Annotated in this window: 13 protein-coding genes; 7 read left to right on the top strand and 6 right to left on the bottom strand. The window is 40.1% G+C overall.

From position 1 onward, the window contains the following. The first annotated feature begins 860 nt into the window (after positions 1-860). The 3 genes from RMX89_RS16895 (at position 861) to RMX89_RS16885 (ending at position 3,041) form a co-directional block, all read left to right on the top strand. On the top strand, positions 861-1,745 hold the full coding sequence (locus RMX89_RS16895) for a WecB/TagA/CpsF family glycosyltransferase (protein ID WP_322689711.1): 885 nt from the start codon (positions 861-863) through the stop codon (positions 1,743-1,745). A 102-nt stretch (positions 1,746-1,847) separates the two neighbouring features. Then, a complete protein-coding gene (locus RMX89_RS16890; RefSeq protein WP_322689710.1) occupies positions 1,848-2,093 on the top strand; it encodes an STAS domain-containing protein in 246 nt (81 codons plus the stop codon). A gap of 288 nt (positions 2,094-2,381) precedes the next feature. Then, positions 2,382-3,041: a sugar transferase gene (locus tag RMX89_RS16885; RefSeq protein ID WP_322682876.1), complete on the top strand. Its 660-nt coding sequence runs from the start codon at positions 2,382-2,384 to the stop codon at positions 3,039-3,041. A gap of 395 nt (positions 3,042-3,436) precedes the next feature. On the opposite strand, the gene RMX89_RS16880 is transcribed toward RMX89_RS16885, so the two are convergent. Next, the gene (locus RMX89_RS16880; RefSeq protein WP_292731256.1) at positions 3,437-4,234 is read right to left on the bottom strand and encodes a hypothetical protein; all 798 of its coding nucleotides are present in this window, start codon (positions 4,232-4,234) and stop codon (positions 3,437-3,439) included. A 503-nt stretch (positions 4,235-4,737) separates the two neighbouring features. On the opposite strand from RMX89_RS16880, the gene RMX89_RS16875 reads away from it, so the two are divergent. Further along, entirely contained in the window at positions 4,738-5,184 is a 447-nt protein-coding gene (locus RMX89_RS16875; protein WP_322675018.1) for a molybdopterin-binding protein, read from the top strand. A 559-nt stretch (positions 5,185-5,743) separates the two neighbouring features. On the opposite strand, the gene shc is transcribed toward RMX89_RS16875, so the two are convergent. Further along, positions 5,744-7,666, bottom strand: a complete 1,923-nt coding sequence (gene shc, locus RMX89_RS16870) for a squalene--hopene cyclase (protein ID WP_322689709.1) — start codon at positions 7,664-7,666, stop codon at positions 5,744-5,746. Between the two features lie 124 nt (positions 7,667-7,790). Between shc and RMX89_RS16865 the strand changes: the two genes are divergently transcribed. Then, on the top strand, positions 7,791-9,002 hold the full coding sequence (locus tag RMX89_RS16865; RefSeq protein WP_322689708.1) for a glycosyltransferase: 1,212 nt from the start codon (positions 7,791-7,793) through the stop codon (positions 9,000-9,002). 25 nt (positions 9,003-9,027) lie between these two features. Then, complete coding sequence (locus RMX89_RS16860) at positions 9,028-9,180, top strand: hypothetical protein (protein ID WP_322689707.1); 153 nt, start codon at positions 9,028-9,030, stop codon at positions 9,178-9,180. Here the strand turns inward: RMX89_RS16860 and RMX89_RS16855 are convergent. From RMX89_RS16855 to RMX89_RS16845, 3 genes are all read right to left on the bottom strand, one after another. Then, positions 9,160-9,774, bottom strand: coding sequence for a pentapeptide repeat-containing protein (locus RMX89_RS16855; protein ID WP_322675015.1), 615 nt, complete (start codon positions 9,772-9,774; stop codon positions 9,160-9,162). The genes RMX89_RS16860 and RMX89_RS16855 overlap by 21 nt on opposite strands. A gap of 120 nt (positions 9,775-9,894) precedes the next feature. Next, the gene (locus RMX89_RS16850; RefSeq protein WP_322689706.1) at positions 9,895-10,308 is read right to left on the bottom strand and encodes an HNH endonuclease signature motif containing protein; all 414 of its coding nucleotides are present in this window, start codon (positions 10,306-10,308) and stop codon (positions 9,895-9,897) included. Between the two features lies 1 nt (position 10,309). Beyond that, positions 10,310-10,690: a hypothetical protein gene (locus tag RMX89_RS16845; protein WP_322689705.1), complete on the bottom strand. Its 381-nt coding sequence runs from the start codon at positions 10,688-10,690 to the stop codon at positions 10,310-10,312. 253 nt (positions 10,691-10,943) lie between these two features. Between RMX89_RS16845 and RMX89_RS16840 the strand changes: the two genes are divergently transcribed. Next, entirely contained in the window at positions 10,944-11,180 is a 237-nt protein-coding gene (locus RMX89_RS16840; protein ID WP_322689704.1) for a hypothetical protein, read from the top strand. 227 nt (positions 11,181-11,407) lie between these two features. Here the strand turns inward: RMX89_RS16840 and RMX89_RS16835 are convergent, their stop codons facing one another. Beyond that, the gene (locus RMX89_RS16835) at positions 11,408-11,758 is read right to left on the bottom strand and encodes a helix-turn-helix transcriptional regulator (RefSeq protein WP_322689703.1); all 351 of its coding nucleotides are present in this window, start codon (positions 11,756-11,758) and stop codon (positions 11,408-11,410) included. Positions 11,759-11,820 lie beyond the last annotated feature (62 nt).

The following is an 11,820-nucleotide window of genomic DNA, read 5'->3' as shown; positions in this document are numbered from 1 at the left end:
GTAGTTCTTGATACTCTATTAATTAGTGTACCTCACAAACCTCGAAAGTGCTGTAAAAATGACGAGAGAAACAGAAATTCTCACTCGCTAATGGAAATATTTTCACTCAACATATCATCTGTTCAACATCAATTCTGGGTGGCAATAATTGTTTGTTATCTTATTTCTGTAGTTGTCAAAGCTCTGATTTTTTTGGTTTTTTATGTCCTGTAGTCAGTCAATCAGTGTTAAAAAAGTAAGCTATGTAAAGAAATGTAAATTCGCTGAATAGCTTATAAGTTGGTTACTGTACAGGTTTGAAAAAACTAAACATACGTTTGTTTTTCCGTGCCTAATTATCTTATTATGAAATTTATACTATCTGTACGCCACAGCCAAACGGATAGTTAGCTGGATAATTTTATTCCTCATTAGGATACTGTATAAAAAATAATTTAAGTAGCCATCAGATAGTATTTTCTATCGGTATTTGCGTAAGAAAGTATACGTAGAGTTCACTAAGTCTTGACTCAACCTCGCGAACAAAGTCTCAAGTCCTATCAAATCTATGGCGTTGCATGAATGCGGTATAAATTGGCAGTTGAAACAATTGAAAGGCCGTTCAAAACTGAGTGAAATCATCCCATAATTCAGCAACACCAAATCTTTTATGGTGCTTATGCGTAGCAATGCAACTGTATTAAAAGCTTTGACAGATAAAAATTGAAGTCTGGCAACAGACATTGTTCATATTTTTAGCATTTATATGGTTTGATATCACCCAAACGTAACACTCTAAATATACCCGCATAAGCAGAAAACATCGGCAATGTTCTAAATTTTACTATTTCTCAATTGTAGATAGCGAACTTCAAAGTTATATGGCACAAAAAAATAGTCTCTTTAACATTCGCTTTGACCGTATTTTCTCATCTGAAACACTCAGTTTTTTCCTAGTACAACTTTTAAGACATCAGGGTAAATCCTTTGAATGGGAGAACAACCAAGTACAAAAGGTTAATCTCTTAAATATTGAGATTAACAATGTCTTGACAACAGAAGTTTTAGAAAATCTTAAATATGGTACTGTATTTACTCCCAATGTAGATCACATAATGAAATTGCAAAACGATCGTGAATTTCTTGAAGCTTATAAGACTGCTGATTACAAACTATGTGATAGTCAAATTTTAATATATGCATCTCGTTTCTTAGGTCAGCCCATCCAAGAAAAAATTTCCGGTTCTGACTTTTTTCCAGCATTTTATAACTTCCACAAACAAAATGAAACAATTAAAATATTTTTATTAGGTGCAGCACAAGGTGTAGCTATTAAAGCTCAAGAGAAAATTAATGCCAAGGTTCATAGAAATATAATTGTCAACTCATATTCACCACCTTTTGGATTTGAAAAAAAAGAAGCGGAATGTAAAAAAATAGTTGAGATGATTAATTCTTCAGACGCCACAGTATTAGCCGTTGGGCTAGGCGCACCAAAACAAGAAAAATGGATATATAAATACAAAAACCAACTGCCAAATATCAAAATATTTTTAGCAATAGGTGCCACTATTGATTTTGAAGCAGGTAATATACAAAGGGCACCAAAATATATAAGTAATATGGGTTTTGAATGGTTATATAGAATGGTATCGGAGCCTCAAAGATTATGGAAAAGATATTTAATAGAAGGATTACCATTTTTTTGGTTAATTTTGCAACAGAAATTTCAGATAAATAAAATAACAAATAATCCTGGCTCTTAAATACCTTATCAGTTAAATATAATGAAACGAGTATGTGTGGTAAACCACACAGTTTCATGCTTTTGAAAGTCAGCTTCTTAGTTAATTAAATCTATAAAACTTATGACTCTGACACAAGAAAGGCAACCGATCGTGATTCAAACTCAGCAATGCTTAGATTTTGAGCATGGTAATACCTTAAGGGAACAGCTATCTAGCTTAGTACCTCACCCCAAACATCTCTGGGTGATTGATCTAGTCAAAGTAAATTTTATGGATAGTTCAAGCTTAATCGCTTTACTTAAGGAGGTTTTGTCTAGACGTTCAAGTGCCTATTTTTCGGTAATTTGCAAGCACTTGTTCGGATGATTTTTGAACTGACTCAGATGGATTCAGTGTTTGAAATTTATGATAACTAAATGCCGTCGTAATGATGTTGAATGCTTAAATATGAAGCATCGATCGCTACCGTCATTGCAAATATCTTAAAGAACAGATTGACTGGTGACATATTTACTTGCTTAACCTAATTAGAAAATCTCATTCTCGCTTTTACAGGGTACTGAAATAAGTAAATGTACAGACGATCGAGTTGATCGACTTACTACTGAAACTGCAATTACCATGTCTAATACTTTTACTCCCCATCGTTTTGATATGCAAGTTCTAGATGATACCCATACTCTTCCTAAAGTTAAAGTTCCAGTTCATCCCTCTGTCATCAGTAAAGCCAAGCGAATGATTGACATCTTGGGTGCTGTTATTGGGCTATCGATTACAGTATTCTTAGCAATTCCGATTGCGATCGCGATTAAGTTAGATAGCCCAGGTTCTATATTTTACAGTCAAATTCGCTGTGGTTTGAATGGGCGTCACTTCCGAATTTGGAAGTTCCGTTCGATGTCAGTTGGAGCTGACCAACTTAAGCATCTAGTTAAGAATGAAGCTCAAAGCGATCGGATATTCAAAAATGAGAATGACCCCCGCATTACCTGTGTAGGAAGGTTTCTCCGCCGCACTAGCTTAGATGAACTCCCTCAGTTTTGGAACGTGCTGCTGGGGGAAATGAGTCTAGTAGGCACCCGCCCTCCTACTCCTAATGAAGTGATACACTACTCAAAGCACCACTGGGAACGTTTGAATGTCAAGCCGGGTATGACTGGTGAATGGCAGGCTCATGGCCGCTCCAGTATTAAAGATTTTGAAGATATTGTTCATATGGACTTAGACTACCAACGTAAGTGGTCTATAGTTTATGATATTAGTCTAATCTTCAAAACTTTAAAAGTTGTGTCAGATAAGAGTGGTGCCTGCTAACGCAGAGTTAATCGAAAAAAGTTATAACTTCACTGAAAAATAAGCTTGCAACAGTTCCTCCGAAATTGTGTAGGCGAACGCAAGTGCATCTCGTAAAAAAACCGTCGTAGACATCGCAGATTGAAATATTGTCTCTGACTCAATTAAAGGATTTAAGAGGTTGTTTGAAAAGTGTTTTGTTGTGACTTTAGGCACTTTTATATCCGTCCTAACCCACCTGAAAAAGGGAATTTAGAGGAAGCTAAAACTTTTGATAACGACAACGAACTTTTCAAACATCCTCTCAGTTCAACTTTATTCAAACAAGACACGATTTATTGCGTCTCTACATGAGTATTTTGGACAGCAGCGGATTTGATTTGCTAGTTCAATAATTTTAAAAAAACCTAACTAATTTACTCAACTTCCTCACAATGAATTAACAGCTTTTCCATCGCTTCTGCTAGAGAAATCAATTCTGTCCAAGAGGAACCACTAACTAAATTTTGGGCGTGAGCTAATCGGTTTCGCAACTGTTCAGCAGACTTGAGGAAACGTTCGCCAAACCGTTTTGATTTTAGTCCTAGTTGCTGGAGAAGTTCTGGTTGATTTAAAATCAACTCTCGCTTATCGCAGAATTGTAGATAATCTAATAAATCGGTGGCTTCGTTTCTTTCCTGACTTTCTCGCCATAGTCGTTGAGCAACTTCTAAGCGCTCAGGTTTAAGGACTTTTTGCCAAGAATCTTGAGGATAGTAAATCCGCACCAGCCGTAGTAAATTCATTTCTAGCAGCGTTACTAAGCCAAATAGTAACATTCGCACCGGTGCTTTCTGCAAGTCACCACAGGTGACAATACCACTTACCTGATTGCAATCTAAGACAAACAATCGCGGAGTTTGTTGCAAAATGGGTAGCAACTTTATCAGTGGGGTGGAAATGGCAATTAGTTCTTTGGGATGAAACACTCGTTGATAGTCGCTACATTTACCTTTTTTGCCTGGGATCAAACTAGAGCGTTCTACATAACCGCTAATAATATCTCCCGTCTCCACGCCGATAACATCAAAATTTTGTGCTTGCATCCAATGCAGCACTTCTTTCGCCTCCGCATCAGCTGGCATAGCTTTTAGGGGTTCTGCCACGTATTCAATGGTGATATTGTTCTCAAATAAACTCCGCAGGTCTTGAGAACGTGATTTTAGGTGTTTCATCCTCCGGCTGTGAACTCACGTTAAATAATCCTACGTCACTCACGCGATGTCTGCGACGCGCTATTCGGCGTCGCCAGTGGAATTTTCTGTTAGGGACTGACAAATAAAAAAATATCCAATTAACTCTTGTGGGGTGGGCGTCTCGCCCGCCCTATGGACTGGGCGGGCGAGACGCCCACCCCACAATATTGGATAATTTATTTCTTGGAGTTCTCTTAGATTATCCTTGCGTAAGCGTAGCTATCCCAACAAATACCATAGACCAATGTTATACCAACTAAGATGGTATCATTTTGGTGATGATTTAGACAATCTCAAGTAACAAAATATTTCGCATCTAGAAAAAAATAAATATATATGTAGTTAACTATATGAGAATAGTTGATTAATTGCGGTAGAAATGCCGAAAATACCAACAAAAAAATGTTATTACTAAAACGACGTATCGAATTGATACTTGGTAGAATCTTACCAAGATAACCAAAATTGATAATAATATTATTATGCCAAGAAAAGAACAAGGATGGGTTACATTTCAAACCTCAGAGGATGAGCGGAAGATTCTAGAGGAGTTCTGCGAACAGTCTCAACGCACTAAGACTGAGATTCTGCGGGAACTCGTGCGTAGTCTCACTCAGCAAAACTTAGCACCAATATCACCACCAACTCAGCAGGAACAACAGGCAGATATCTATTACACTCAAAAGCCTAACATAGAAAGTAGTATTCAAAAAAAACCACTAAAAGTTAGCTCTCGCAATATTCTTAAAGGTGTGGTTAAACGAGTTGTTTATGGAGCAGTTAATAGTGAGGTTACTTTGGAGATTATTCACAAAGTAGAATTAACTTCGATTATCACCAGAGCTTCCGCAGAAGAGTTAGAATTATCTGAAGGAAAAGAAGCTTATGCAGTTATTAAATCTAACGATATTGTCATTGCCAGAGAATAGAAATACGTTGATTTGGGGCGTTATATAGCAATCCTATTTGATTCCTGATTACTTGTAAAGATCGGGGACTAGGGACTGGGGACTGGGAAGATAGGAATAAAGGTGTACTGAGTTTTTTCAGAAATCAAATATGAGTCCTATAGTTAAATATTAAGAGAATAAACTTTCTTTACTTGAGTAAATATAGTTGATGGATCGCTTATGTAATAACCAATACTTTTGGGTTAAGGGGGAAAGGGAAAAGGTTTGAATTTACCTTTATCCGCAAACCCATTAGCCTTACCCCCAGACCAAAAAAGAGATTGTTGGGTTTATCCGAAAAGTATTGATGTAATAGCTGGTTTTCGTATTAATGGAATACACGCTAAGAGGATGTCTGAAAACTTTTTAGTGTTGTATTCGAGACTTGTAGATCCCCCTAAATCCCCCTTAAAAAGGGGGACTTTTAGAAGTTTTCCCCACTTTTCAAGGGGGGCTAGGGGGGATCGGACGAAATATTTAATACTTCTCAGACATCCTCTAAGGTAGCATAGGCGTGCTACCTTACTAAAAACGAATGTTAACCTTCTTTGATCGCAATCGCTGCTTGATAGCGACCTAGTGCGATTAAAGGAAAGTATTGTTGATACAGATGATACTTGAGATAAAAATGGCAAGGGAAACCAGTACCTGTAAAGTCTGCCTCAAACCAAGTACCATCTGGCTTTTGAGTTGCCACCAAATAGCCAATTCCCCGCTCGATCGCACCAAGAGCTAATTTACCTGTTGCTTCACCTGCTGCCAAAAGACCAATTAAAGCCCAAGCCGTTTGAGATGCAGTACTGTTTCCTTTGCCTTTGAGACTGGGATCGTTGTAACTACGGCAAGTCTCGCCCCAACCACCATCTGGGTTTTGACATCCAACTAACCAAGCTGCTCCCCGTTCTATACTGAGTTTGTGTCTTTGAGGATCGATTAACGCTAAGGCTGACAAAACGCCACTGGTGCCGTAGATATAATTTACACCCCAACGCCCAAACCAACAGCCTTCGGTTTCTTGTTCGCGCAAAAGATAAGTAAGCGATCGCTCCAAATTATCACTATCAATTGACAAATCACAAGCACCCAGCATTTCTAGTACCCTAGCGGTAACATCTGCGGTGTTTGGATCGATCATGGCTTTCAAATCACCATAAGGAATGGAGTTAAGCCAATCTTGATCGTTATCCAAATCAAAAGCAGCCCACCCGCCTGGTTTACATTGCATAGATGCAATCCAGTTTAAGGCACGAGCGATCGCAGCTTGCTTGATTTTTTCATTTGGGAGTTTTACCAAATGTAGTGCCATCACCACCACCGCCGAATCGTCTACATCGGGATAAAAGCGATTGTCAAACTCAAAAGCCCAAGCCCCTGGTTTTCCTTGGCGATTTTTTACAGCCCAATCTCCGTAATCTAAAATTTGTTTTTGCAACAACCATTCGCCAGCTTTTACCACGACAGGATGATCTGGTGCAAAGCCAGATTCTATCAAAGCACGCATCGCCCAAGCTGTATCCCACACTGGTGAAACACATGGTTGTATCCGATAGCTATTCTCTGTTTCAATGACAAAGTTATCAATTGCTTGCAAACCTCGTTCCACAATGGGATCGCTTCGGTCATAATTCAGACACCGCAAAGCCAGCATGGAATTCAACATCGCCGGAATAATCCCGCCCCAGTCGCCTGTAGCTTCTTGGCGTTCTAAAATCCACTTTTCGGCGGCTTTGATGCCTTCTTCACGAAAGGGTACTAAATTCAGGCTTTCTGCCAACTTGAACCCTCGATCGAGAGTGAGGAATAAATCCGTCCAATCGCCACTTTCAGGTAATTCCCACCGGACTCGATCGATACCTTCAGCGTATAGCTCATCTAGGTTGATAGCTGAGTCGGTAAGAAAAACAGGTTTGCGATCGCATACAATCAGTAATGGTACTGTACTAGAACGTGCCCAGCTAGACATCTCGTAGATATTGACAGGGAAAGCTTTCGGCAACAGCATTATCCAAGGTGGTAGCGAGGGAATGCCGCGCCAGTTGTAGCAGCCAATCAAGGCTAGGTGCAACTTGGTAAAAATCCGAGTTTTGCCGATCCCACCCCGTTGAAGAATAAAAGCTTGCGCCCGAATCATCGCCGGATCGGTTGCTGGTACACCTAGCAATCTTAGAGCCATGTAGGCTTCAACCGAAGTGCTAAGTTCTCCGCCATCACCATAGTAAAGTTCCCAGCCGCCATGCTCTCGTTGCTGTTGACGCAAATATGTTTCAACTTTGTGTAAAGGTCTGGTTTGGTCTGTTCCCCAAATTTTATGCAGGAGGACGACTTCAGCAGTGATGGTGACATTAGACTCCAACTCTGCCCACCAGTAACCTGTCGGATTTTGAATTGAAAGCAGATATTCTTGGCTAGCTGCGATCGCATCTGCAACTTTATTGACTTTTACCCTGTCTTGTGTTTGCATGAAAAACTATTTAACCTCAACACCCAACACTAGATATGAACGCGGTATTACAGCAAAAAAATTTTTTTTCCTCTATCAATAGACATAGTATTCTGTCTGAGTCACTGATAATTTGCAATAGGTCATGGATGTAATTGTATTAGGATTGATGCTCTTATCGTTGACAATTTGGTTAGTATTACTGGGTTTTTGGGGACAGTTTTGGCAAACAGACCAGCAATTAGAGTTTACAGAAACTCAGCTAGAATCGTTACCTGTGGTTTGTGCGGTCGTTCCAGCGCGTAACGAAGCTGAGTTAATACCAACTAGTTTGCGATCGCTCCTACTCCAAGATTATCCTGGTTCTTTCAACGTGTTTTTGGTAGACGATCGCAGCACAGACCGGACAGCAAACTTTGCCGAAGGAGTTGCACACGCTGTTGGGAAACCTCAGCAATTGCATATTATTTCTGGCGCTTCACTACCTCCTGGTTGGTCGGGTAAACTTTGGGCAGTTGAGCAAGGTATAAAAAGTGCGAGTTTATTAGCACCTGACTATTTTTTGCTGACTGACGCAGATATCGAACACGATCCTGGTAATCTCCGCCGACTCGTGAAGAAAGCTGTGCAGGAAGATTTAGACTTGGTTTCGGTAATGGTGCGACTCAGGTGTGAGAGCTTTTGGGAAAAACTTTTGATTCCAGCTTTCGTCTTTTTCTTCCAAAAACTCTATCCTTTTCGCTGGGTGAATAATCCCAACAATCCCACAGCAGCCGCCGCCGGGGGATCTATTTTGATTCGTAGAGAAGCTTTAGAGCGAATCGGGGGAATTCAAGTGATTCGTCAAGCTTTAATTGACGATTGCGCCCTGGCTAAAGCTGTTAAGAAGAGTGGGGGACAAGGGGACAGGAAGATTAACTCAATGCCCAGTCAAGGTCGTATCTGGCTGGGATTGAGTGGCTTGACTCGAAGCTTGCGCCCTTATGACTCGCTAGCGACGATTTGGGATATGGTTGCTCGTACTGCCTATACCCAACTGAATTATTCACCATTAATATTATTGGGAACTTTGGTGGGAATGCCTCTAATTTATTTAGCTCCACCTGTATGTGTGATTCTGGGTGCAGTTTCGAGTAATTGGGCGATCGCACTTACAGGTATATTAGGATGGCTATTAATGACTTTTGCTTACTACCCGACGATCCGCTTTTATAAATGTTCTGTCTGGTTCGCTTTTAGTTTACCTGCGATCGCTTTTCTTTATACTTTAATGACTCTAGACTCAGCACTCCGTCATTGGCAAGGGCGCGGCGGCGCTTGGAAAGGAAGAGTTTATCACAGCCCAGATAATTTATAGCTGGGATAAAATTAGATTTAAAAATTTGAATCAAGAAGCAAAAGACCTTATTCAAAATAAGATAGCTTTACGTGTTGATAATAAAAACAAGCCAATTGATTCACCTCTTAAATCATCTTTACTGGCTGAAACTTCAATGACTGATCATCTGCTAGATTCAGGGATTTCTGTAGTATAGACCTTGGATGATCTCACCATCTGGAAACGAGGTTTCCAAGAAGAGAGCGCCTCTGCTACTGGGAAAGAGCATTCCAGTTTGTTCCAAGGGTGGAATACCCAGTTTCTTGGCTCCCCGGAAATCAGTATTGGTCAGGATAGTCCAATCCAAATTAATCCCAGCGAACTCAACATCAGTCAAAGTAGCACTGTCCAAAACAGCCCCCGTAAAATTAGCATTGGTCAAGTTAGCGCCATCCAAGGAAGAGCAAGCCAAATTAGCACATCTCAGGTTACCGCTGGTCAAATTGGCATTAGACAAAATTGCCCCTCTCAAATCGACACCTCGCAAATTGGTGTAACTCAAATTGGCACGCATCAACCTAGCATCCTCAAGATTGGCACCGATCAAGTCAGCCCCTTCCAAGTTGGCATCCTCCAGAAAAATATATGCCAAATTAGCTTCTCTCAAACTAGCTCTAGCCAAATTAGCTCCCCTCAACTTGGCTTCACTCAAATTAGCTCTAACCAAGTTAGCTCCTTCCAAGTCAACCCCACTAAAATCTCTCTCCCCAGCAGCATATCGCTGGAGCAACTCCTGAGCAGTTATCCTCATCTATAGACCTCCGCAATAAATTCTGGAATGAACTATATTTCAATTTCAGTAACATTAACATTTCTTAAGTTTACTCAATTCCCTATTACTCTGAGAGCAAAATTGGACTTGATCTTATATCTACGGGTACTGTCCTTGACTTATCAAAACTTGTCGAGAAAGCACCCGATTGGGAACATTAAATTGAAGTAACCTTGCAGTTCCTTGACCAATCTGAGTTTTTCCTTCTATCCTGGCATTTTCAAGATAAAAATGTTCATCCCAAACCAGGCGACGCGGATTAAACAATGGGACAATTTCTTGAGTAAGTTGGTCTATGGTAGCGAAATCAGAGCCTTTATGACGGTTACAGGATAAACATGAAAGTGCCAAATTGTCAGCAGTAGTTTCACCCCCATGTTTGACGGCAATAATATGGTCTACTTCATGGGTATAAATAGAAAAGTTTTGATGGATTCGGCAATATTCGCAGCGTGCTGAAGCTCTGTGAATAACTAACCTACGGAGTTCCACAGAAATCGAATTAGAAGTCATGTTAGCTCATTGCAGAATAAGCTCGTGCTTTTAATAAAATCATCATCTGCTCTAGCTGCTCGTAAACATCTAATTCTGCTAATTCCATTTGACTGAGTGTTGCAGAGCGATTTTTTTCCAATAATTCTTGTAGGCGTGTTTGAGATTGAAATGAAACTTTAAAATTAATAATTTCTTCTGGTTTTGGCCCCTTAATCAAAAAATCAATAACTTCTTGATAAACTGCTGGAATATTTGTAGTCTCAGGACTAACTGTTGGCTGAATATTTGTTGGTAGATTAACAACGTCTAGTAATCGCCAAAGCAATTCGGGTAAGCGATTTTGCAGAGGTTCTAAACGTTGAGCTAATTCATCGGGAATTTGAATAGTGAATTCTGCCATTGGTGCTTTTGTTGCGATTTTGCACTTTTAAGAATATGTGTTGTATCCTAATTATAGCTTTCAAACCTACCTCTGCATCAGATGCTATTGCCTCAATTAGGGCATCACACCCCAATACTTAGCGGCAGATAGATTTTTTTAGATCGCCCGCTTTATATTTCGTCATTGATTTGTCCTTCTCAAATACCGTGGCGTGATATAAGGCGTGAAAGCTAAAATTAAAGTAAGCCAAAAGTGGTTGATTAAAAGAATTATGACAACCGCAACACAAACAGATAATCTTGTTATTGTCCCTAAAAAGCTGCCTTTTTTGGAATCAATTTGTTGGCAAACTGCTGATGTATATCGGTTTACTCCAGAAGAAATGCTGAGTCGCTACGAGCGTGGTTGGCAATATCGCAACCTATTTAATAATCTTGAGGGTGAAGAACTCAATTTTCTTCAGGAACTCGCCAGACGCTATAAATCCTGGTTGCAAGTTTATTTATGACCTCCAGATTTGAACATAATATATAAAATTCTCACAGTTCTTGAATCCTTAGATTCGGACATACTGTCGATCTAGCAGTTCTCAGGCTGCGATCGCCAATACCTCAAGTATCAATTGAAAAAGCTGAAAAAGCATATCAGGTTATGCGCCCTTTGAAAAGAGCGATTGCCCCATACCCCATACCCCATACCCCATGCCCCATGCCCCATGCCCCATGCCCAATACCCCTAAATCCTTGAAACTGTTTGTTTAGTACTGGCAGATTCAACAGGTAATGGTTGAGCAGCTTTCAATACCACATCCAATAACCCTGGAAACAGCACCTCTAAATCTTCACGCCGCAGGATGTTAATATGGTGTGTCCCTTCTTTGCGTGTCAAGACTATCCCCGACTCCCGCAAAATCTTGAAGTGGTTGGACATAGTTGATTTGGCGATCGCAAAATCAAACTTCGCACAGCATTGTTCCCCCTCAGTCGCCAACAGCCGCACAATCTCTAGCCGCACCGGATCGCCCAATGCATACAACACGCCCGGTAAAGAAATATTTTTTCTATCTGGATGATAAAGGAATCTCATAGTTGCATTATCTCATCAGGTGGCATATATTTTTATTATTCGATATTATCGAATTATAGAAT

Origin of the sequence: Nostoc sp. DedSLP04, from assembly GCF_034530775.1 — a bacterium.
Taxonomy (GTDB): domain Bacteria; phylum Cyanobacteriota; class Cyanobacteriia; order Cyanobacteriales; family Nostocaceae; genus Nostoc.
Note: the sequence above shows the minus strand (reverse complement) of the source record. Positions and strands in the feature narration are given on the sequence as shown.